The organism is Nonomuraea phyllanthi, from assembly GCF_006334985.2.
Lineage (GTDB): Bacteria > Actinomycetota > Actinomycetes > Streptosporangiales > Streptosporangiaceae > Nonomuraea > Nonomuraea phyllanthi.
The window spans coordinates 234,484-256,160 of record NZ_VDLX02000010.1; the positions used below are offsets into that span (position 1 = coordinate 234,484).

Annotated in this window: 21 protein-coding genes; 14 read left to right on the top strand and 7 right to left on the bottom strand. The window is 72.3% G+C overall.

Features of this window, described 5'->3' with window-relative positions:
• The first annotated feature begins 2 nt into the window (after positions 1–2).
• The 3 genes from FH608_RS26825 to FH608_RS26835 all read left to right on the top strand — a co-directional run bounded on the left by FH608_RS26825 (position 3) and on the right by FH608_RS26835 (position 1,964).
• The gene (locus tag FH608_RS26825; protein ID WP_139633366.1) at positions 3–1,010 is read left to right on the top strand and encodes a leucine-rich repeat domain-containing protein; all 1,008 of its coding nucleotides are present in this window, start codon (positions 3–5) and stop codon (positions 1,008–1,010) included.
• 67 nt (positions 1,011–1,077) lie between these two features.
• Positions 1,078–1,497: a hypothetical protein gene (locus FH608_RS26830; RefSeq protein ID WP_139633367.1), complete on the top strand. Its 420-nt coding sequence runs from the start codon at positions 1,078–1,080 to the stop codon at positions 1,495–1,497.
• Positions 1,498–1,529: 32 nt separating this feature from the next.
• Positions 1,530–1,964, top strand: a complete 435-nt coding sequence (locus tag FH608_RS26835) for a hypothetical protein (RefSeq protein WP_139633368.1) — start codon at positions 1,530–1,532, stop codon at positions 1,962–1,964.
• 17 nt (positions 1,965–1,981) lie between these two features.
• Here FH608_RS26835 and FH608_RS26840 read toward each other — a convergent pair whose 3' ends face one another.
• From FH608_RS26840 to FH608_RS26850, 3 genes are read right to left on the bottom strand one after another with little or no spacing between them, the layout of a single operon-like run.
• On the bottom strand, positions 1,982–2,764 hold the full coding sequence (locus FH608_RS26840) for an ABC transporter ATP-binding protein (protein WP_226899932.1): 783 nt from the start codon (positions 2,762–2,764) through the stop codon (positions 1,982–1,984).
• A gap of 2 nt (positions 2,765–2,766) precedes the next feature.
• Positions 2,767–3,783, bottom strand: coding sequence for an ABC transporter substrate-binding protein (locus tag FH608_RS26845; protein WP_139633370.1), 1,017 nt, complete (start codon positions 3,781–3,783; stop codon positions 2,767–2,769).
• A gap of 9 nt (positions 3,784–3,792) precedes the next feature.
• Positions 3,793–4,626, bottom strand: coding sequence for an ABC transporter permease (locus tag FH608_RS26850; protein WP_226899933.1), 834 nt, complete (start codon positions 4,624–4,626; stop codon positions 3,793–3,795).
• A gap of 135 nt (positions 4,627–4,761) precedes the next feature.
• Between FH608_RS26850 and FH608_RS26855 the strand changes: the two genes are divergently transcribed.
• Entirely contained in the window at positions 4,762–5,796 is a 1,035-nt protein-coding gene (locus tag FH608_RS26855) for a LacI family DNA-binding transcriptional regulator (protein ID WP_226899934.1), read from the top strand.
• On the opposite strand, the gene cydB is transcribed toward FH608_RS26855, so the two are convergent.
• A complete protein-coding gene (cydB, locus tag FH608_RS26860) occupies positions 5,790–6,668 on the bottom strand; it encodes a cytochrome d ubiquinol oxidase subunit II (RefSeq protein WP_139633372.1) in 879 nt (292 codons plus the stop codon). The two genes, FH608_RS26855 and cydB, sit on opposite strands and share 7 nt — an antisense overlap.
• 24 nt (positions 6,669–6,692) lie before the next feature.
• Positions 6,693–8,036, bottom strand: coding sequence for a cytochrome ubiquinol oxidase subunit I (locus FH608_RS26865; RefSeq protein ID WP_139633373.1), 1,344 nt, complete (start codon positions 8,034–8,036; stop codon positions 6,693–6,695).
• A 148-nt stretch (positions 8,037–8,184) separates the two neighbouring features.
• On the opposite strand from FH608_RS26865, the gene FH608_RS26870 reads away from it, so the two are divergent.
• The 4 genes from FH608_RS26870 (at position 8,185) to FH608_RS26885 (ending at position 11,298) form a co-directional block, all read left to right on the top strand.
• A complete protein-coding gene (locus FH608_RS26870) occupies positions 8,185–8,949 on the top strand; it encodes an SRPBCC family protein (RefSeq protein WP_139633374.1) in 765 nt (254 codons plus the stop codon).
• A gap of 244 nt (positions 8,950–9,193) precedes the next feature.
• Complete coding sequence (locus FH608_RS26875; RefSeq protein ID WP_139633375.1) at positions 9,194–10,090, top strand: hypothetical protein; 897 nt, start codon at positions 9,194–9,196, stop codon at positions 10,088–10,090.
• Between the two features lie 30 nt (positions 10,091–10,120).
• The gene (locus tag FH608_RS26880) at positions 10,121–10,798 is read left to right on the top strand and encodes a DsbA family oxidoreductase (protein ID WP_139633376.1); all 678 of its coding nucleotides are present in this window, start codon (positions 10,121–10,123) and stop codon (positions 10,796–10,798) included.
• Positions 10,799–10,893: 95 nt separating this feature from the next.
• Positions 10,894–11,298 (top strand): MarR family winged helix-turn-helix transcriptional regulator, encoded by a 405-nt coding sequence (locus FH608_RS26885; RefSeq protein WP_226899935.1) that lies wholly within the window; start codon positions 10,894–10,896, stop codon positions 11,296–11,298.
• Here the strand turns inward: FH608_RS26885 and FH608_RS26890 are convergent.
• Positions 11,281–11,958 carry a thymidine kinase gene (locus FH608_RS26890; RefSeq protein ID WP_226899936.1) on the bottom strand — a complete coding sequence of 226 codons (678 nt, stop codon included), beginning with the start codon at positions 11,956–11,958 and terminating at the stop codon, positions 11,281–11,283. The two genes, FH608_RS26885 and FH608_RS26890, sit on opposite strands and share 18 nt — an antisense overlap.
• A 101-nt stretch (positions 11,959–12,059) precedes the next feature.
• Between FH608_RS26890 and FH608_RS26895 the strand changes: the two genes are divergently transcribed.
• The 5 genes from FH608_RS26895 (at position 12,060) to FH608_RS26915 (ending at position 18,940) form a co-directional block, all read left to right on the top strand.
• On the top strand, positions 12,060–14,060 hold the full coding sequence (locus FH608_RS26895; protein WP_139633377.1) for a hydantoinase/oxoprolinase family protein: 2,001 nt from the start codon (positions 12,060–12,062) through the stop codon (positions 14,058–14,060).
• Entirely contained in the window at positions 14,053–15,861 is a 1,809-nt protein-coding gene (locus FH608_RS26900; RefSeq protein WP_139633378.1) for a hydantoinase B/oxoprolinase family protein, read from the top strand. The genes FH608_RS26895 and FH608_RS26900 overlap by 8 nt, the downstream gene beginning before the upstream one ends.
• A 12-nt stretch (positions 15,862–15,873) precedes the next feature.
• On the top strand, positions 15,874–16,758 hold the full coding sequence (locus FH608_RS26905; protein ID WP_139633379.1) for a Gfo/Idh/MocA family protein: 885 nt from the start codon (positions 15,874–15,876) through the stop codon (positions 16,756–16,758).
• Positions 16,759–16,841: 83 nt separating this feature from the next.
• Complete coding sequence (locus FH608_RS26910) at positions 16,842–17,849, top strand: NAD-dependent epimerase/dehydratase family protein (protein WP_139633380.1); 1,008 nt, start codon at positions 16,842–16,844, stop codon at positions 17,847–17,849.
• A 35-nt stretch (positions 17,850–17,884) separates the two neighbouring features.
• Complete coding sequence (locus FH608_RS26915; protein ID WP_226899937.1) at positions 17,885–18,940, top strand: dihydrodipicolinate synthase family protein; 1,056 nt, start codon at positions 17,885–17,887, stop codon at positions 18,938–18,940.
• A 277-nt stretch (positions 18,941–19,217) separates the two neighbouring features.
• Here the strand turns inward: FH608_RS26915 and FH608_RS26920 are convergent, their stop codons facing one another.
• Positions 19,218–20,423, bottom strand: coding sequence for a response regulator (locus FH608_RS26920; RefSeq protein ID WP_226899938.1), 1,206 nt, complete (start codon positions 20,421–20,423; stop codon positions 19,218–19,220).
• A 61-nt stretch (positions 20,424–20,484) separates the two neighbouring features.
• Between FH608_RS26920 and FH608_RS26925 the strand changes: the two genes are divergently transcribed.
• Positions 20,485–21,636, top strand: coding sequence for a DegT/DnrJ/EryC1/StrS family aminotransferase (locus FH608_RS26925; protein ID WP_139633381.1), 1,152 nt, complete (start codon positions 20,485–20,487; stop codon positions 21,634–21,636).
• Positions 21,637–21,677: the final 41 nt, after the last annotated feature.

Sequence of the window (21,677 nt, forward strand, 5' to 3'; positions counted from 1 at the left end):
TCGTGCGCGCCCCCGCCTCCGGCCTGACCGCCTTTCCCGCCGTCCCGCCCGACGTCCGCCTGATCGACCTGGCCTGGAACGAGATCGCCGAGGTGCCCGGCTGGGTGGCCGGGCTCGCCGCGCTGGAGGAGCTCCGGCTCGACGGCAACCGGCTGCGCTCGCTGCCCGACCTCTCGGGGCTGACGGCGCTGCGCGCCCTGCACCTCGACGGCAACGAGCTGGCCTCCTTCCCGCGCTGCCCGCCGCACCTGGAGGTCCTCTTCCTGTACGGCAACCGCGTCGGGGCGGTCCCCGACCGGCTGAGCCCCGGCCTGCGCCACCTCGCCCTCGGCGCGAACGGCCTGACCGAGGTGCCCGGCTCCCTCTGGAAGCTGACCGCCCTCGAGTCGCTCAACCTGGCCGAGAACGCGCTCACCGAGGTCCCGGCCGCGATCGGCGGGCTGGCCCGGCTGCGCATGCTCGACCTCGGGCACAACCGGCTCGCCTCGGTGCCGCCCGAGCTCGGCGACCTCGGCCTCACCGACTACCTGTACCTGAGCGACAACCTGCTGGCCGAGGTGCCGGAGGAGCTCGGGCGGCTGGACCGGCTCGCGTACCTCAACCTCACCGACAACCGGCTCACCCGGCTGCCCGAGTCGATCGGGCGGATGGCCGGGCTCGTGGAGCTGCGGGTGTACGGCAACCGGCTGGAGTCGCTGCCCGGCTCCATCGGCGCGCTGGCCCGGCTGCGGGAGCTGCACCTGCAGGGCAACCGGCTGGAACGGCTGCCCGCGTCGATCGCGGGGCTGGAGGAGCTGCGCGTGCTCGACCTGCGGAACAACCGGCTCAGGGAGCTGCCGGAGGCGCTGCCGGCCGGGCTGCGCCATCTGGACCTGCGCAACAACCGGCTGCGCTCTTTGCCGCCGGTGCTGCCGCCGCTGGACAAGCTCGACCTGCGGTGGAACAAGCTCGACGGGGAGCCCGAGGTGCTGCGCGGGCTGCGCGAGCGCGGCTGCGTCATCCTGCGTTGAACGCGCCCGATCGGGACGCGCGGGTGCCGCGCTGAACCGCGGTCCTCCGGAGTGCGTACCTCCGCACATGACGACATTTCCACGTCTGGCCGCTTTCGCGCTGCTGGCCGGACTGGTCGCCGGCTGCTCCTCAGGGGGCTGGGGCGACTACGTCGCAGCAGAGGGCAGCCAGAAGCCCGCCGCGCCGCTGACCGTCGAGCAGCTGTCCGCCAAGGTCGGCTGCACGCCCAAGATGCAGGTGGAGGCCGACGACCTGCGCACCGGCTACTGCAAGACCGAGGCCGGCCAGTTCTTCGTCAACACGTTCGCCAGCGAGAAGCTGAAGGACGAGTGGATGGACCGCGCCCCCGAGTACAACCCCCACCTCGTCGGCCCGCGCTGGACCGTGCTCGGCCCGCTGGAGGTGCTGGAGCAGCTGAAGGGGCCGCTCAACGGCGACCTGCACCTCACCGACCACCGGGTCTCCCAGACGCCCGTACCGCGGTGAACCGGGTCGGGCACGCCTGCGTACTTCCGCACATGACGACATTTCCCCGTCCGGCCGCCTTCGCGCTCCCGGCGCTCGCGCTGCTGGCCGGACTGGTCGCGGGCTGCGCGTCCGCGGGAGCGGGCGGCCAGGTCGCGGCGGGAGCGCGGCAGCCCGCGGGCGCCTCCCTGACCGTCGAGCAGCTGTCCGCCAAGGTCGGCTGCACGCCGAGGATGCAGGTCGACGCGGCGGACCTCCGTACCGGCTACTGCAGGACGGCCGACGGCGAGTTCTTCGTCACGACGTTCAGGACCCAGGCGGAGAAGGACCGCTGGATGGACGCCGCCCCCGAGTACAACCCGCACCTGGTCGGCCACCTGTGGACGGTGCTGTCCAGCCGCAAGGTGCTCGACCTGCTCAGGGAGCGGCTCGGCGGCGACCTCCACCTCACCGACCACCGGACGAAGCGGATGCGCACCGTCGGGTAGCGCCGGCGGGCACGGGCTCACTCGTGCCCGCCGGCCGCCCCCAGCAGCTCGCGGACGCGTCCCGTGGCGGTGGCGAAGCCGGGCAGCGACATGGTCGCCGCGTAGTCGCGCTCGTCGGCCAGGTCCACGTCGATGACCTCGGCGATCGTGCCCGGCCGCGGGGTCATGACCACGACCCGGTTGCTCAGGTACACCGCCTCCGCGATCGAGTGCGTGACCAGCAGCACCGTGGTGCCCGTCTCGCGCCAGATGCGGTGCAGCTCGACGTTCATCTGCTCCCTGGTCAGCGCGTCGAGCGCGCCGAACGGCTCGTCCATCAGCAGCACGGGCGGCCGGTGGAGCAGCGCGCGGCACAGCGCGACGCGCTGCTGCATCCCGCCTGACAGCTCGTGCGGCAGGGCGTCCTCGAACCCGGTCAGGCCGGTCATCTCGATCAGCTCGCCGGCCCGTTGCGCCGCCTCCCGCTCCGGCATCCCGCGCATCTCCGCCTGGAGCAGGATGTTCCTGCGCGCCGTACGCCACTCCAGCAGCGCCGCGCGCTGGAACACGAAGCCGACGTCGTGCCGGGGCCCGTCCACGGAGCCGCCCAGCAGGCGCACCGCGCCCGCCGACGGCTTGAGCAGCCCCGACACCAGCTTGAGCAGGGTCGACTTGCCGCACCCCGACGGCCCCACGATCGAGACGAACTCGCCGGGACGCACGTCCACCGTGACGTCCTCCAGCGCGAGCACCTCGCGCTTCTTGCCGCGGAACCGTACCGCCACCTTGTCGATCTCGACGGCGGGCGCCTGCTGCGTCACGGTCATCCCTTCGGTGCGACGCTCGCGTCCCAGTACTCGGACGGCGCCTTCGGATTGGTCACCATGCCCGCCTGGGCGAACGTGTCGATCGTCTTCTGCCAGTCCGCCTCGGTGTTGACGCCGGGCGGCTGCCCCTCGGTGGCGTCCGTGTGCAGCAGCGTGGCCGTCGTCTTGAACTGGTCCAGCAGCACGGCCGCCGGCGGGAGCTGGGGCGAGGCGCCCTGCATGGCGTCGACCGCCTCCTGCGGAGCCTTCTCCGCCGCCGCCCACGCCTCGCTCGACGCCGCCACCATGCGCTTGGCCAGGTCGGCGTGGTCGGCCAGGTAGTCGGTCGAGGTGAGCAGGCCGTTGCTGTAGTAGTTCAGGCCGAAGTCGGAGTAGCGCAGGTAGCCCACCGGCTTCTTCGCCTTGTCCTGCATCGTCGGCCCCTGGTCGGAGGCGTAGCCGAGCAGGGCGTCCGTCTGCCCGGAGATGACCGCCGCGATCTTGCCGGCCGGGTCGGTGTTCTGGAGCTTGACGTCCGCCTCCGACATGCCGTTGGCCTTGAGGAACACCGGGAAGGTCTTCGTCAGGGCGTCACCGGCCGTCGAGGCGATCATTTTGCCCTTGAGGTCGGCCGGCTTGGTGATGTTCTCGTCCTTGAAGAACTGGACGGAGGCCGGGGTCGTCTGCATGAACACCCCGAGGCTCTTCACCGGCACGCCCTGGCTCACGCCGCTCAGCAGCGCCGGGGTGTCGGCCCAGCCGAAGTCCGTCTGGCCCGCGCCGGTCGCCTGGACCGTCTTCTGGGAGCCCTGGCCGGCCTGGATCGTCAGGTCGATGCCGTGCTTCTCGAAGATGCCCTGCTTCTTGCCGTAGTAGAACGGGGCGTGCTCGCCGTACGGGTACCAGTTGAGCATGAGCGTGACCTTGCCGAGCTCCTTGCCCGACGCGCTCGTGGTCTTCTCGTCGCCGCCCGAGCCGCCGCACGCGGCGGCGAGCAGGAGGGCCAGGCCGGCCCCCACGATACGAATCTTCATAGCGCCTTCTCAGTAGGTGACGGTGACGGTCTCACCGCGACGGCTGGCGTGCCAGGGCATGAGCAGCTGCTCGGCGAACTCGACGGCGACGAAGAGGACGACGCCGAGCAGTGACAGGACGACCAGTCCCGCGAACAGCATGGGGGTGTCGAGGTTGCCGTTGGCCTGCAGGATGACCGATCCGAGCCCCTCGTTGCCGCCGACGAACTCGCCGACCACCGCGCCGGTGACCGCGAGCGTGACGGCCACCTTCAGGCCCGAGAACAGGTGCGGCAGCGAGGCGGGGAACCGGATCTTGACGAACGTCTTCACCTTGCTCGCGCCCATGGTGGAGGCGAGCTGCAGCATCTCGGGATCCACGGACTTCAGCCCGGTGACCATCGACACCACGACCGGGAAGAACGCGATCAGCACCGCGACCACGACCCTCGGCGTCAGCCCGAAGCCCAGCCAGACCACGAACAGCGGAGCGATCGCGACCTTCGGGACGACCTGCGCGAACAGCAGCAACGGGTACAGCGTCTTCTCGATCTCGGCCGAGGTCACCATGACCACGGCCGCGAGCACGCCGAGGACGAGCGCCACGGCGAACCCGAGCAGGGTCTCGAACGTCGTCACCCAGGTGTGGTGCGCGAAGTACCCCACCTCATTCCAGATCGCCTGGAATGTCGCCCCGGGCGAGGGCAGCTTGTAGGCGGCGACCAGCCCGAACTGGGTCACCGCCCACCAGATGGCGTACCCGGCGGCCAGCAGGGCGAACGGGCGCCAGGAACGCTCGGCCAGCGCCACCAGCCGCTCCCGCGCCACGGGCCGTGCGGCCGTTCTCACCGCGGTCTCGACCACGATCGAAGGCCTCCTTCCACCACGCGCCAGCAGGCCATATACGAGAAAGCGCTATCAGAAAGCGCTTTCCTGAGGTACGCTAACGGCGCGTAGCGGAGGGGTCAATAGTCGTTAACGTCCTGTTACGGAGGTCGTGTGACCGATCGTGCCCACGTGACCCTCCAGCAGGTCGCCACCGCGGCCGGAGTCTCGCTCGCCACCGCCTCCCGCGTGCTCAACGGCAGCGCCCGCGTGCGCCCCGAGCTTCGCGACCGGGTCGAGGCCGCCGCGTCCGAGCTCGCCTACACCCCCAACGCCCACGCCCAGGCCCTGGTCAGGGCGTCGTGGCAGACCGTCGGCATCATCAGCCACGACGTCAGCGACCCCTACTTCTCCGGCATCGCCCGCGGCGCCATGCGCGCGGCCGCCGAGCGCGACCTGCCCGTCATGATGGCCAGCACCTTCCGCGACCCGGAACGCGAGATCGCCTACATCTCCATGCTGCGCGCCCAGCGCGCCCGCGCCATCCTGCTCATCGGCTCCGGCTTCGAGGACCGGCGCTGGGAGCGCGCCATGGACGCCGAGCTCGGCCCGTACCTCAGCGCCGGCGGCCGGGTCGCCGTCGTCAGCAGGCACCGGAGCCTGCGCGTGGACACGGTGCTGCCGCAGAACCGCCAGGGCGCCGCCGCCCTGGCCCGGTCCCTGCTGTCGCTGGGGCACCGCCGTTTCGCCGTCCTGTCGGGCCCGGCCAGGCTCAGCACCGTCGTCGACCGGGTGGGCGGCTTCCAGCGGGCGCTGGCCGAGGCGGGCGTCCCGGCCGCCGAGGTGGTCGAGGCCCCCTTCAGCCGGGAGGGCGGCCACCGGGCCACCACCGCGCTGCTGTCCCGCGGCCTGGACTCCACCTGCCTGTTCGCCACCACCGACGTCATGGCCGTGGGCGCCCTCGCCGCCCTCCGCGAGCACGGCGTCCGCGTGCCCGAGGACGTCTCGCTGGCCGGTTTCGACGACATCTCCGTGGTCCGCGACCTGACCCCGCCCCTGACGACGGTGGCGCTCCCCCTGGAGGAGATGGGCGAGCGCGTCGTCGCGCTCGCCCTGCGCGACCATTCCCGCGGCCGGCGCCGCATCGAGCGGATGGCCGGCACGGTGGTCCTCCGCGCCAGCACGGCGCGGCTGCCCGCTCCTCAGTGAGCCACCGCGACGCGCCTGCGGAACACCCAGTACGTCCATCCCTGGTACGCCAGCACGAACGGCAGCGCGATCAGCCCGATCCAGCTCAGCATCGTCAGCGTGTACGGGCCGGAGGCCGCCTCGGCCAGGGTCAGGCCGGGCAGCGGCCGCAGGCGCAGCTCCATGAAGACGGACAGCGCGGTCAGGACGACGGCGCCCGCCGTGGCGGCGAAGGCCCAGCCCTCGCGGCGGCGCCAGATCAGGGCCGTGGCCGCGGCCAGGGCGGCCGTGGCGGCCAGTGCCGGGATCGAGCCCAGGGCCGACAGGGCGGCCACCGCCACCGGGAGCGCCACCCCGGCCGCGGCCAGGGCGGCGACGCGGGCGCGGCGGCGTACCGGGCCGGTGGTCTTGAGCGCCAGGAAGACGGCGCCGTGCAGCACGCACACCGCCAGCGTGAACGCGCCCCCGAGCAGGGCGGCGGGCAGGCCGTCGTAGAGGAGGCCCGCGAAGATCGCGCCCCACAGGAACGCGGGGATCGCGCTGCCCGCCACGATGCCGGCGTCGCACCAGCGCGGGTCGGCCACCTTGCCGCGCCACTCCAGGCCGACGCCGCGCACGATCAGCCCCACCAGGACGAGTGCCACCGGCAGGTAGAAGGAGCTGAACACGCCCGCGTACCAGGCGGGGAACGCGGCGAACATGGCGCCGACCGCGGTGATCAGCCACACCTCGTTGCCGTCCCACACCGGGCCGATGGTCTGCAGGCTCTGCCGCCGCTCCGCGGGGCTCCGGCTCACGAGCGGCGCCAGCAGGCCGACGCCGAAGTCGAAGCCCTCCAGCACGAAGTAGCCGGTCCAGAGGAAGGCGATGATGACGAACCAGAGATCGATCATGGTCGTGCCTCTCAGTGCATCCGCTCAGTACATCAGCGACGGTTCGAGCCGCTCGGCCGCGGGCTCGGGCGCCCGCTCCTCGACGCCCTTGCGGACGTGCCGGGCCAGCAGCACGACCTCGGTCACGGCGAGCGAGCCGTACAGAAGGGTGAAGACCGTCAGCGTGGTGGCGACCGCGGCGAGGCTCACGCCGGGCGAGACGCTGGAGGCGGTGAGCAGCTCGCCCGCGACCGTCCACGGCTGGCGCCCGACCTCGCTCAGCAGCCACCCGGCGGTCACCGCGAGGAGCGGCAGCGGCAGGGCCAGCAGCATGGCCCGCGACAGCCATCTCGGGAAGTCCCGCCTGCGCCGGGTCAGCCAGAGCCCCAGCAGCGACAGGCCCACCGTGGCCAGCCCGAACACGATCATCACGCGGAACGACCAGAACACGACCTGCTGGTCCGGCCGGTAGTCGCCGGGGCCGAACTGCTGCTCGAAGCGGCTCTGCAGGTCCTCGGTGCCCTGGACGACGGCGTCGGGCTCGTGGGTGGACAGGAAGCTCAGGAGGCGGGGGATCTCCAGGCCGGGCACCACGGAGAACGCCGCGCCCGCCGTGTCGTGCTCCAGGCCCTCGGCCGAGGCCAGCTTCATGGGCTGCTGCTCGTACATCAGCCTGGCGGAGTGGTCGCCGGTGCCCGCGACGACCGCTCCCGCGATCGCCGTCATGACCAGCGCCGCCCGCGCGGCGCTGCGCCACATCGGCGCGCGGGTCCTGAGCAGCCAGTAACCGCTCACCGCCAGCACGAAACCGCCCGCCACGACGAACGCCGCCCCGATCACGTGGGGCACCTGGGCGAGCGCCGTGGAGTTGGTGAGCACCGCCCACAGGTCGGTCATCCTGGCCTTGCCGTCCACGACCTCGTAGCCGACGGGGTGCTTCATCCAGGCGTTGGCCGCGAGGATGAAGTACGCCGACACGTTGGACCCGATGGCCGCCGCCCAGATGCACGCCAGGTGCACCCGCTTCGGCAACCGCTCCCACCCGAAGATCCACAGCCCCAGGAACGTGGACTCCATGAAGAAGGCCAGCAACGCCTCCAAGGCCAGCGGGGCGCCGAAGACGTCACCCACGAACGTGGAGTATTCACTCCAGTTCATCCCGAACTGGAACTCCTGCACGATGCCGGTGACCACGCCCATGGCGAAGTTGATCAGGAACAGCTTCCCGAAGAACTTCGTGAGCTTGAGGTAGTGGGCCTTCCCCGTGCGGTGCCAGGCCGTCTGCAGGCCGGCCACGAAGATGCCCAGACCGATGGTCAGGGGCACGAACAGAAAGTGGTACACGGTGGTGACCCCGAACTGCCACCGCGCCAGGTCAAGTGCGTCCATCGTCCCCGTCGACTCCCTGAGCTCTACAAGCTGTAGTACATCTACTTGCAGTAGTACTACAAGTCGTAGAGCAATGCGATGCGACCTTGGTCACATCACCTCGCGCCGACCGCTACTGCGGCCTGGCCCTGGTGTTTACAGTGGCCACATGAAAGTGGCGGGTAGTGCCGTGATCGGCGTTCAGAGGGATCGGGTGTGGGCCGCGCTCCAGGACCCCGCGGTGCTGGTGCGCACCATTCCGGGGTGCGAGCGCCTGGAGGAGACCGGGCCGGACACGTACCGGATGACGGTCAACGCGGGCGTCGCGTCCGTCAAGGGCGTCTACCAGGGGGAGGTGGCGCTGGCGGAGCCGCTCGCGCCGGAGTGCTTCACGCTCAGGGCGCGGGGGCAGGGCGCGCCCGGGACGGTGGACGCCACCGTGCTCGTACGGCTCAGCGAGGTCGACGGCGGGACCCGGGTCGACTACGACGCCGACGCGGTCATCGGCGGGATGATCGGCGGGGTCGGGCAGCGGATGCTCGGGTCGGTGGCCAGGCGGACGGCGGGCGAGTTCTTCGCCGCCGTCGACGAGCACCTGCGTGCGGCCGACGCCTGCGCGATCCCGGACGCCGGACCTGCGGGTGCCGGACCTGCGGGTGCCGGGCTGGTAGGCGCCGGGCAGGTGGGAGCGGAGGCCGGTGGCGGCGTGCCGGAGCTCGCGGGGGCCGCCGGCGGGGCGGCGAGCCCGGTGGGGGCCGCCGGTCGGGCGGTGAGCCCCGTGGGAGGCGCCGTCTACGAGCGGCCCGCCGGGCGGCACACGCGGACCCGGCCGTGGGTGATGCTCGCGTCGTTCGGCATGGGGGCGGGCATCGCGCTCACGGGCGTCGCGGTGGGCTGGCTCATCGGCCGCGGCTCGCGCCCCCGCCGCGCCTGACCCTCGACCGCCGCCTCCGGCGCCCGGCCTCCGGCGCCCGGCGCCCAGTCCCCGGCGCCCGGCGTCTGACGGCCGACGTCCGGTCTCCGACGTCCCGGCCTCGACGCCCGGCGTCTGATCCCCGGTGCCCGGCGGCATACCCCCGGCGCCCGGTCCCAGCCCCTGACGCCAGGGGCCGGGGCCGCATGTCAGGCACGGGTTCGGGGCTCTCGCGGAAAAGGATCTCCAGGCGTAGCGTGGCGGTATGCGGCAGGCACACGCGGAAGACGCACGGACCGAGGCCAGGCGGGTCGTACGCGACCTGCTGGGCGACGAGCGCCCCACGGCCGGCACCCTGATCGCCGACCTGGGCCCGGCGCTCGGCGAGGAGCGGACCGCGCGCACCCTTGACCTGGCCCTGGGCGCCTCGCTCACCCGGCGCTCGGCCGAGCTGGCCGCCATCGCCGCGCTGCTCGTGGGCACCCGCGAGCTGGGCGAGCAGTGGTGGGGCCGGCCCAGGGGCGGCAAGCTGCCCTCGCCCGACGAGGTGGTGCGCACGGCGGTCGCAATCGAGCCGTGGACCGATCTGACCGCGCTGGAGATGCTCGCCGCCTGGATCGCCGACGACGCCGCCGACGCGGTGTGGGGCCGGCCCGTCGCCGAGGTCGACCTCAACTCGTGGCAGGCCGAGGACCGCTTCGAGCTGCCGCCGGGTGCCAGGCCGGGGCAGCGGCTGGTCGTGCACTTCGACGCCGGCGGGCGGCTGGACGCGGTCGTGGCCCGGCGTGCGGACGACGACCTCGGGTCCAACCTCGACTTCCACTCCCTGCGCTACTCCCGCCCCGCCGAGGCCCAGTGGGCGTGGGGCGTGGCGGCCGGGCTCGGGCCGCACCCGCTGCCCGGCGAGGTGCCCGACCCCTACGCGCGCGAGGTGCCCGACGCCGCCGTGGGGGTGCTGCGCGCCTGGGCGCTGCGGCACGGCGCCACCCGCGAGCAGCTGGGCGAGCGGTGGCGGACGGCGGGCGACGTCGTGGCCGCCATCGAGCGGGTCGACTGGATGTGGCGCAGCGGCGAGTGGTTCGGGTGGTGGCGCGGCGCGTCGGCGCTCGTGGACGACTCGGCCTACCTCCCCTACCGGCTGGAGGAGCTGGCCGCCGGCTGAGGAATCACCGGGGGCGGCGGGCGGTTGCCCATGGACGTGAAGGTTGAGATTTTCTCCGACGTCGTGTGCCCCTGGTGCTACATCGGGCACGCCAGGTTCGCCAAGGCCGCCGAACGGTTCCGCGCCAAGGGCGGCACGATCGACGTGACGATGCGCCCGTACCAGCTCAATCCCGACGCCCCCGTCGAGGGCGAGCCGCTGATCCCCGCGCTGGAGCGGAAGTTCGGGCCGAACGCGCGCCAGATGGTCCAGCGGGTCACCGACGCCGCCGCCGGCGAGGGCCTCGACATGGACTATGAGAACGCGGTGAACGCGGCCACGTTCGAGGCGCACCGCCTGATCGAGGTCGCCGGGCGGCAGGGGCTCGGCAAGGAGATGACCGATCGGCTGTTCCGCGCCTACTTCAGCGAGGGGCTGAACGTCGCCGACGCCGGCGTGCTGGCCGGGCTGGCCGCCGAGGTGGGGGTCGAGGACGGCGGCGAGGGCGCCGAGGAGGTGCGCGAGCAGCTCGGCAGGGCGCGGGCGCTGGGGATCAGCGGGGTGCCGCTGTTCCTGTTCGAGGGCAAGTACGCGGTGTCGGGGGCGCAGCCGGAGGAGGCGTTCGTGGCGGCGATCGACGAGGTGGCCGAGCGCACGGGGCAGACGCCGATCACGCAGCTCGCGGCCCCGGCCGACGGCTGCGACGACGACGGCTACTGCGCCGTGTGACGTGCCGTTCCCGCGCCATGCGAGAGCCGTGTGAGACGCGCCATGCGAGAGCCGTGTGAGACGCGCCATGCGAGGGCCGTGTGAGAATCGAGGGCGTGTCGCCACGTCGTCTCGGTTACCTGCTCAAGCACGCCGGCCTGCGCCTCGGGGAGCTGACGGGGCCGGCGCTCGAGCCGTACGCGATCGACGGGCGCGAGTTCGCGGTGCTGTCGGTGCTGCGCACGCGCGAGCCGCTGTCCCAGCTGGCGGCGGCCCAGCGGCTGGGCATCGACAGGACGACGATGGTCGCCCTGCTCGACGGCCTGGAGCGCAAGCGGCTGGTCGCGCGCCGGCCGCACCCCGACGACCGGCGCAAGAACGCGGTGGAGCTGACCGGCCACGGCCGCGAGGTCCTGGAGAGCGCCACGCGGGCCGTCGAGGCGGCGGAGGAGGCGTTCCTCGCCCCTCTGCCGGGCGACGACGCCCGCGCGCTCAGAGACCTCCTAGACCGCCTGGTCTGATCCCACGGCGTCTCCCACGGCGTCGCTGAAGGAGCCCTCGCCGAGGCGGCCGGAGCGGTGGTGGCGGCGGCAGAGCACCTGGTAGCGCACGGGCGAGGCGTCGGTGTCGCCGATCACGACCTGCTCCCCGGTGCGCGCCATCGCCCCGCCCACCACCCGGGCGTTGAGCTGCCCCGGCCGCCCGCACCAGCACAGCACCTCGACCTGCAACCGGCAGACCTCGTCCGCCAGCTCGAACAGCCGCTGCGCCGCCGGGAACATCACCGACCTGAAGTCGGAGGCCAGACCGAACGCGTAGACGTCCACGCCGTGCTCGTCCACCAGGTCGGCGAGCTGCTCGATCTGCGCGACGGTGTAGAAGCACGCCTCGTCGCAGATCAGGTAGTCGATCCGGTCGTGTGAGGTGACCAGCCGCACGAGGTCGAGGGAGTCCACCACCTCGATCGCGTCCAGGCCGAGCCCGATCCGGCTGGTGACCTTCGGGCCGCCCGAACGGTCGTGCTTGGTCAGCACCAGGCCCCGCCTGCCCTGCCGCCCGTGGTTGTAGTTCATCTGGAGCGCCAGGGTGGACTTCCCGCAGTCCATGGGGCCGAAGTAGAACTTGAGCACGGCATCCCTGGCGCCCGACGGCACGGCAGACAAGGCAGACACTTCAGTCACGGGCCGCCAGCTTAGTGGGTTGGCTAGTTCCATGACCTCGTGGGACATTTCTCCTCTGGAGTCAGCAGGGAGAACAATGGTCACCGGCCAACCGAGGAGCCATGCGTAGCGTCCGTATCGGAGTGGACACCGGGGGAACGTTCACCGACGTCGTAGCGGTGGACGAGGAGACCGGTGAGATCCTCACCACCAAGACCCCATCCACGCCCGCCGACCCGGCGGACGGTTTCGTCGCGGGCATCGCCAAGCTGGGCGAACTGGACGTCGGGTCGATCGTCCACGGCACCACGGTGGCCACCAACCGGCTGCTCGAGGACAAGATCGCGGACCTCGGGTTCATCACCACCGAGGGCTTCGAGTACGTCCTGGAGATCGGCCGGCAGAGCGTGCCGGACGGCTACGGCAACTCCTACTTCTGGGTCAAACCGCCCAGGATCGTTCCCGTGCACCTGGTCAAGACCGTCGGGGGGCGGCTCGACCACCGGGGCGAGGAGGTGCGGCCGTTCTCCGAGGAGCAGGCCGTCGAGGTGGCCCGCTGGTTCAGGTCGAAGGGCGTCAGGGCGATCGGGGTCTGCTTCCTGCACTCCTACGCCAACCCCGAGCACGAGCGCCGCATGCGCGAGGTGCTCTGGCGCGAGCACCCGGAGGCGGTGATCTCGCTGTCGAGCGACGTGCTGCGCGAATACCGCGAGTACGAGCGCTCGGTCACCACCCTCGTGGACGCCGCCGTCAAGCCCGCCATGCGCGGCTACATCGCGAGCCTGTCCAACCGCCTCGGCAAGCCGTTCTCGGTCATGAAGTCCAACGGCGGCATCCTGTCGGCCCGCGAGGTCGTCAACCAGCCGATCAGCACCGTCCTGTCCGGCCCGGCGGCGGGGGCGCTCGGCGCGGCGCTCATCGCCTCGACGGCGGGGCACGAGTCGGTGATCACGCTGGACGGCGGCGGCACCTCGACCGACGTGGCCGTGGTGGTCGACGGCGAGCCGTCCATCACCACCGAGGGCTCCGTGGGCCGCTACCCCTGCAAGATCCCGATGATCGACATCATCACGGTCGGCGCGGGCGGCGGCTCGATCGCGTGGATCTCGCCCGAGGGCACGCTCAAGGTCGGCCCCAGATCGGCCGGCGCCGACCCCGGCCCCATCTGTTACGGCAGGGGCGGCACGGAGGTCACGGTGACCGACGCGCACGTGTTCCTCGGCCGCATCCCGCCCCACCTTCTGGGCGGCGAGATCCCGCTCGACGCCGACGCGGCGCGCGGCGGCATCGAGGCGCTGGCGGACAAGCTGGGTCTCACCCCCGAGCGCACGGCGACCGGCATCCTGGAGATCAGCGCGTTCAACCAGAGCAACGCGATCAGGCAGCTCACCGTCAAGCGCGGGCTGGACGTGCGGGACTTCCCGCTGGTGACGTTCGGCGGGTCGGGTCCGCTGCTGGCGTGCCGGCTGATCGACATCCTCGGCCTGCCGGCCGTGATCGTCCCGCGCGACCCCGGCAACGTCTCGGCGTTCGGGCTGCTCACGGTGGACGTCAAGAACGACTACGTCCGCACGTACGTCACCCGCGACCTCTCGCTGGGCAAGGCGGTCGAGATCTTCCACGACCTGGAGCATCAGGCCGGCGAGGCGCTCGACCGCGAGGGCTTCGACGACCCGGTCTACCTGCGCAGCGCCGACCTGAGGTACTACGGCCAGGCCTACGAGGTGCGCGTGCCCGCACCGGCGGGCGAGATCGACGAGGACTGGCAGGCCGAGGTGATCGACCGGTTCCACCAGGCCCACGAGAAGCTGTACGGGTACGCGTACCGCGACGATCCCCGCCACGGCGTCGAATGGGTCAACCTGCGCGTCTCCGGCGTCGGCCCCATCACCCGCCCGGCCATCCGCCGCCTGGACAAGCCCGGCGAGGGCGCCACGTCGGTGCGTCAGGTGCATTTCGACGAGACCCGCGACACCCCGATCCACCAGCGCTCCGCGCTCGGCCCCGGCGCGCTGGTGAAGGGCCCGGCGGTGATCGAGGAGTACGGCTCGACGATCCCCATCCACCCAGGCTTCACCGCGAAAGTGGACGAGTACGGAAATGTGGAGGTAAAGCGTGACTGATCCGATCCTGGTGGAGATCGTCGAGGGCACGCTGGCGTCCGTCGAGAAGGAGGTCGAGACGGCCATCGCCCGCACGGCCCGCTCGCCGATGATCCGCGACGCGCACGACTTCCGCGCCGGCATCCACGACGCACGGCTGCGCAAGCTGACCGGCCGCTCCTACAGCGCGCTCGTCCAGCCGGTCGTGCGCGACTTCCCCGTCGAGTCGATGCGCCCAGGCGACGTCTACTTCCACAACGACGTCTACCTCTCCGAGGGCGGCATCGGCCACCTGCCCGACCTCTGCGTGACCGTGCCCGTCTTCCACGAGGACGCGGTCGTGGCCTTCGTGCAGGCGTTCGGCCACCACGACGACATCGGCGGGTCCGTGCCCGGCTCCATGCCCTCGCACGCCCGCTCGGTGTTCGAGGAGGGCCTGATGGTGCCGCCGATCAAGCTGTGGGACCAGGGCGTCCCGAACGAGGCCGCGCTGCGCATCATGACCCGCAACTCCCGCATGCCCGACTCGCTGGCGGGCGACCTCGACGCCGAGTGCTCGGCCTGCCTGATGGGGGCGCGGCGCCTGGGCGAGCTGTTCGAGCGGTACGGCCGGCAGGCCGTCGAGGAGTGCTTCGACGCGATCATCGACAAGACCACCGAGACGTTCCGCCGCGAGCTGCTGAGCAAGATCCCCGAGGGGACGTACGTGTGGGAGGACTACGCCGAGCACGACGGCGTGGACGAGCCCCGGCTGCACGCCCAGCGCATCACGCTCACCGTCGACCACGCCGCCCACTCGCCGCTCGTCATCGACTTCACCGGCACGTCGCCGCAGGCCAAGGGCCCGATCAACCACGCGGGCGACTACGCGGACGGCGTCTTCCTGAAGAAGTGGCTGGCCCCGGTGCTGCGCAACCTGGCCGACACGCCCGAGCGGATGGCGGAGCTGGACGTCAACGAGGGCGTCGTGCCGCTCATCACGATGATCTTCCCGGAGAAGGGCACCCTGCTCACCCCGGTCTTCCCGGCCCCCACCAACGCCCGCACGTTCGTCATCCTGCGCCTGCTCGGCGTGCTCGCGGGCGTGCTGGCCAAGGCCACCGGCGGGCGCATGCCGGCCGACCAGGAGACCATCCGCTACACCGGCGTGCACGGCACGGACGCCGACGGGCAGCCGTACCTGATGCGCGAGGTGCTGGGCGGCGGCTCGGGCGGGCGCTGGTACGCCGACGGCGAGGACACCATCCACGTGGTGCCCGACTCGCGCAACATCCCGGTGGAGTTCGCCGAGGCGCGCTGGCCGTTCCGGGTGGAGCGGCTGGCGCTGGCCTGCGACTCGGGCGGTCCCGGGATGTTCAGGGGCGGGCTGGGCTACGACAAGCACATCAGGATGCTCAGGGACGCCTCGTACATGTCGATCGCCGACCGCTCGATCCTGTCCTGCTGGGGCGTCAACGGCGGCCTGGCCGGGCGGCCGTTCCGCGTGGAGATCGCGGGCAAGGAGATGGAGGGGCTGGTCGACGACCACCCGGTGCAGGCGGGCGAGCTGATCCGCATCCGCACGACCGGGGGCGGCGGCTGGGGCTCCCCGTACGACCGGGACCCGCGCGCCGTGGCGGCCGACGTGCGGGACGGGAAGGTGTCGATCGCGGGCGCGCTGGGCGACTACGGTGTGGTGCTGGACGGCGACCGCATCGACGAGCAGGGCACGGCCGAGCTGCGGGCGCGGCTCAGGCCGCCCGCCGACCGCTTCTTCGACCGCGGTCCCGGATACGCCAAGCTCTCGGACGGACGCACGTTCGCCGAGGTGGACGAGCTGTAGGGGAGCCACATCGTGCGCATCGTCCTCGCCGGGCTGGCCACCAGCCACCCGTACACCGACGCCCGTACCCTGACCCGCCACGCCGAGCTGGTGGTCTGGGAGCCGGACCCGGAGCGGCTGCGGCGCTTCACCGACGAGCACCCGGCGGCCAAGGTGACCGGCAGCCTCGGCGAGGCGCTGGCCACGGGGCCCGACGGCGTGGTGCTGACCGTGCCGAACCCGGGGGTGCCCGAGGCGCTGGCGCGGGTGCTGGAGACCGGCGTGCCGTGTTTCGTGAACAAGCCGGCCGTCGCGAGCCGGGCCCAGCTCGACGCGCTCGACCGGCTGGACGTCCACGACCGGGTGCTGTCGGGCTCGGTGCTGCGCTTCGCGCCCGCGTTCGCGGGGACCACGGTCGACCCCGGCGAGGTGCTGGCCGTGCGGGCCACCGTACGGCATGACGTGGGGATGTGGGCGGGCGGCTACAACGCCTGGCAGGACACGCCGGGCGAGGGCGGCGGGACCATGGTGACCATGGGCGTCCACGGCGTGGAGCTGCTGGTCGCCCTCCTGGGGCCGGACGTGCGGCTGGTGGGCGCCGCCGGGGCCAAGCGGCACTACGAGGGCCTGCGCTCCGAGGACACCGGCGTGATGGCGCTGCGGTGGGGGAGCGGCGTCACGGGCACGGTCGAGATCATCGGCGTCTCCGACGACGAGTCCTACTCCGTCACCGTGCACCGGCGCGGCGGCTCGGACACGATCGTCATCGAGGGCGGCGACGATCCGGTCAAGGGCCTCGGATACGAGGGAACCATCGAGGCGTTCCTGTCCATGGTGCGCGGCGCGCCGAGCCCGGTGCCCTGGGAACAGACCCGGGCCATCCTCGATGTGCTGGTCACCGCGCGCGAGATCACCTGACCTGGTTGTGCGTACCCGTTGACAGCCGAAGTCTGTCACAGTTACGGTCTGGACCGTAAATGACGGACGGAGGAGATACCCGCGTGCGCACGACAGCGGAACTCGAGGAGCGGCTGGCGCGGCCGAGCGCCGGGCTCGTGGACGATCTGAGCCGGCTCGACGGCGACATCCTGATCCTGGGCGCCGGCGGCAAGCTCGGGCCGAGCCTGGTCCGGCTGGCGCTCAACGCCACCCAAGGAAACCGGCGGATCATCGCCGTCTCGCGCTTCTCCGAGCCGGGGCTCGCCGAGTCGCTGGCCGGGGACGGCGCGACGGTGGTGGCGGCCGACGTGGCAGACGAGCGGGCGCTGCGCGACCTGCCCGACGCCCCCAACGTGGTCTTCCTGGTGGGGGCCAAGTTCGGCACGCAGGGGCGCGAGCACGCCACCTGGTTCACCAACGCCTACCTGCCGGGCCGGGTGGCCGACCGGTTCAGGGGCAGCAGGATCGCCGCCCTGTCCACCGGCAACGTCTACCCGCTGGTCCCGGTCACCGCCGGCGGCAGCACCGAGGACTCGCCGGCCGGGCCCGTGGGCGAGTACGCCATGAGCTGCCTGGGCCGCGAGCGGGTGCTGGCGCACTTCTCGGAGCTGCACGGCACGCCGATGTCGCTGATCAGGCTCAACTACGCGGTCGAGCTGCGCTACGGCGTGCTCGTCGACCTGGCGCGCAAGATCCTCGCCGGGGAGCCCGTCGACCTGGCGACGGGGCAGGTGAACGTGGTCTGGCAGGGATACGCCAACGAGGTCACGCTCCGGTCGCTGGCGCTGGCCGGCACGCCCCCGTACGTCCTGAACGTGACGGGGCCCGAGACGATCTCGGTACGCCAGGCCGCGCTGGACCTCGGCGCGGCCCTGGGCAAGGAGCCGGTCTTCACCGGCGAGGAGGCGCCGACCGCGCTGCTGTCGAACGCCTCGCGCTGCCACCGGCTGTTCGGCTATCCCGAGCTCACGCCCGCCGAGCTCATCGAGCACACCGCCCGGTGGGTGGCGGAGGGCGGGCCGCTGCTGGACAAGCCCACCAAGTTCGAGCGCCGCGACGGGCGCTTCTGACCAGCGTGCCATTTCCGGAAAAAGGGGGATCTCACGTGCTCAGCACGGTTCCAGAGGCGCAGACGTCCGTGCGCGACCTGTTCAGGCGCGGCATGGTGATCCCGGCGCACCCGCTCGCGCTCACCGAGGACAGGAAGCTGGACGAACGCCGCCAGCGCGCCCTGACCCGCTACTACGTCGAGGCCGGCGCCGGCGGGCTGGCGGTGGGCGTGCACACGACGCAGTTCGCCATCCACGGCACCGGCCTGCTCGCGCCGGTGCTCGAACTGGCGGCGCACACCGCCGGGGAGTTCGAGCGCGAGGTGGTGCTGGTCGCCGGCGCGACCGGGCCCACCGCCCAGGCGGTGGCGGAGGCCGAGCTGGCCAAGTCGCTCGGCTACCACATGGTGCTGCTCAGCCCGTACCGCGACCTGGACGAGCAGGGACTCATCGAGCGGGCCAGGGCGGTGGGCGAGGTGCTGCCGGTGATCGGCTTCTACCTGCAGCCCGCGGTAGGCGGACGCCCCTTGTCCCGAAATTTCTGGACAAGCTTGGCTTCGGTGGAGTCCGTGGTGGGGGTCAAGGTCGCCCCCTTCGACCGCTACCGCACGCTGGACGTCCTGCACGGCGTCGTACGCGCGGGGCGGGCCGGCGAGGTGGCCCTCTACACGGGCAACGACGACCACATCCTCGCCGACCTCATCACCACGCACCGGGTGGTGGTGGACGGGCGCGAGGTGGACGTCGAGTTCGTCGGCGGGCTGCTCGGCCAGTGGGCGGTGTGGGTGCGGCGGGCCGTCGAGCTCCTGGCGGAGGCCGAGCTCGCCCGGGGCGGCGACGACGCCGCGGTACGCCGGCTGCTCACCCTGGACGGGCACCTCACGGACGCCAACGCGGCCATCTTCGACTCGGCGAACGGGTTCCACGGGTGCATCCCGGGGATCCACGAGGTGCTGCGCCGCCAGGGGCTGCTGGAGGGGCGGTGGTGCCTCGACCCCGAGGAGGAGCTTTCGCCGGGGCAGCTCGCCGAGATCGATCGGATCTGGGACGCCTACCCGTGGCTCCGGGACGACGAGTTCGTCATGTCGGGTCTCGACCGCTGGCTCTCCTGACCCTCCCATGCCTGCCCACGCCGCCACCCCGAGCGCGCCCACCGGCTGCGCCTCCACCTGGTGCGTGCCCACCCGGTGCGCGCGCTTCCGGTGTGCGCCTGCTCGGTGCGCGCTCGTCCCGGATGCGCTCGCCCGGTGCGCGCGTTGCCGGTCCGCGACGGCACCGTCTGTGGCGACACGGTGTGTGGCGACACGGTGCGTGACGGCGCGGTGCGGGGTGGAGTGGCAGGCGCTCGCCGTCGCGCCCGCACCTCAAGGAGCCCTGCCGGATGCCGGGTCAGAGGGTGAGGCGGTAGAGAGTCAGGGGACGCCCGCTGGAGCCGCTGGTCAGGTTGCCCGTGCGTTCGGCCAGCCCCGCGAGCTCCAGCCGGTGCAGCATGCGCCGGGCCGTGCGCTGCTGGACGGCGAGCCGGTCGGCGATCTCGCGGGTCGTCAGCGGCTCGTCCCCGGCCGCCGCCCGCGCCTCCAGGAGCTTCTCCAGGGTGGACACCGACAGCCCGACGCGGCGGGCGATGACCGACAGGGCCTGCGTGCCCGCCGGGGCGGAGGTGACCGACTCCAGGACGATGTCGGTGTCGGCCCGCAGCGACAGCACGGCGGCCACCTCGCCGATCCGGCGGGCCCTGGCCAGGGCGCGGCGGGCCAGGCTCTCGGCCTCCGCCGCGCTGCGGCCCAGGCCGAAACCGACGTGGACGACGTCGTTCTGCGCGGCCAGCCGCGCCAGCATGGGCAGCCCCGTGAAGCCGCCCGTGGCGTCGTGCAGCGGCCCGCGGGTCGTCACCAGCAGGTGGGTGCCGCCGCGGAAGGCGGCCAGGGTGCCGCCGAGCGCGGTGGCCTCGCGCAGCAGGCCCTCCTCGTTGGCCACCTCGATGAGCCCGAGCGCGATCTGGGCGTCCTCCTGCGCCTGCCCCTCGGCGGTCAGCATGAGCTGGCGCAGCGCCACCCGTACCGAATGGACGGAGGGCACGAGGCGCAGCACGTGCAGCTCGTCGCGCAGGGCCTCGTGCACGGAGCTCAGGCAGGTGATCACCGCGTGTGCGGACCCCTTGCGGTGGAAGGCGGTCGCCTTCTTGGACGTCATCTCGGGCCGGTACGGCAGCGTGCGCAGCTCCGCGGTCGGCAGCCCCGCCTCGGTGAAGGTGGCGTTGACGTCGGCCGTCGACAGCGTGTCGATGGACAGCCGGGTGACGTCCTCGCCCTGGCGTTGCAGCCGCACCAGGGCGGTGAGCAGCGTCGCGCCCGAGTAGTCGACGAACGCGGCCGGGCGGGTCAGCGCGTCGGCGTCACGGGAGAGCATGTAGGGCACGATGCCGGTGAACAGCCACCCCTCGACGGAGGTGGCGTGCGCCTCGACGATCGCGGGCGCCTGCGACTCGTGGTCGTAGTCGAGGCGCAGCGTGCTGACGCCTGGCTGCTCCTCGCAGACGGCCGCGACGTCGTCGACCAGGTCGTGCGGGCCGACGACCCCGATGACGATTCCCACCCCACGCCTCCCTCTCGTTCATTTCGGTCAAGACCGCAATCATATCCAAGTGAGGTGCCCGGTGAAGTTCCCGTCCATGGCGGAAGCGGACGGCCGTACGCTCGGCGACGAGGAGGTGGCCGCCGTCGAACGGGTGATCCGTTCCGGCATGCTCAACTCCGTCTGGGGGACCGAGGCGCGAGCCCTGGAAGCCGAGATCGCCCGAGTGTACGGCGCCCGCCACGCGATCACCTGCAGCTCCGGCACGGCCGCCCTCCATCTGTCGGTCGTCGCGGCCGCGCCGGACCCCGGCGACGAGATCATCACGACGCCGATCACGGACTTCGGGACCGTGGCCCCCATCTTGGCGCAGAACGCCGTTCCTGTCTTCGCCGATGTGGATCCCTCCGACGGCAATCTCGATCCTGACGCGGTGGCCCGGCTCATCGGGCCGCGTACGAAGGCGATCATGGCGGTTCACCTGTTCGGTGCGCCGGCCAGGGTCGGCGAACTGCGCGCCCTGGCCGACGAGCACGGCCTGACGCTGATCGAGGACTGCGCGCAGGCGTGGCTGACCGAGCTGCCGGACGGCCGGCTCGCGGGCACGACGGGCCAGGTCGGCTCCCTCAGCCTGCAGCAGTGGAAGCACATCACCTGCGGCGACGGCGGCGTGACGGTCACCGACGACGACGAGCTCGCCAGGCGGATGCGGCTGTTCGCGGACAAGGGCTGGGACCGCGCGGCCGGCCGGTCGCACGCCGCCTTCGGGCTCAACTACCGCATGACCGAGCTCCAGGCCGCCGTGGCGCGCGCCCAGCTCGCCAAGCTGCCCGGCGTGGTCGCCGCCCGCCGCCGGACCGCCGTACAGCTGCTGGAGGCGCTGAAGGGCCTCCCTGGGGTACGGTTGCCGCGCCCGGACGGCCACGCCTGGTGGCTCTTCCCGGTCGTGTGCCCGGACGGCGACGCGCCCGAGCTGGCCGCGCACCTGGCGGCGGCCGGGATCCCCGCGCGGGCCGGCTATCTCGCCGAGCCGCTGAACAGGGCGCCCGTGTGGGACGCCCCGATCTACGGCACGTCCAGGTTCCCGCTCGATGGCTACACGCCCCACCCCTGCCCCCGGGCTGAGCGCATGGTGGAGCGTACGCTGCTGGTCATCGACTGGAACGAGAACTACACCTCCGAGCACGTCGAGCTGATAGCGCAGGAAATGACGAATTTTCGGGCTCGACCGTAGTTACGTTCAGGTATCAGGCATTGACCGGGCCAAGAAGCGCT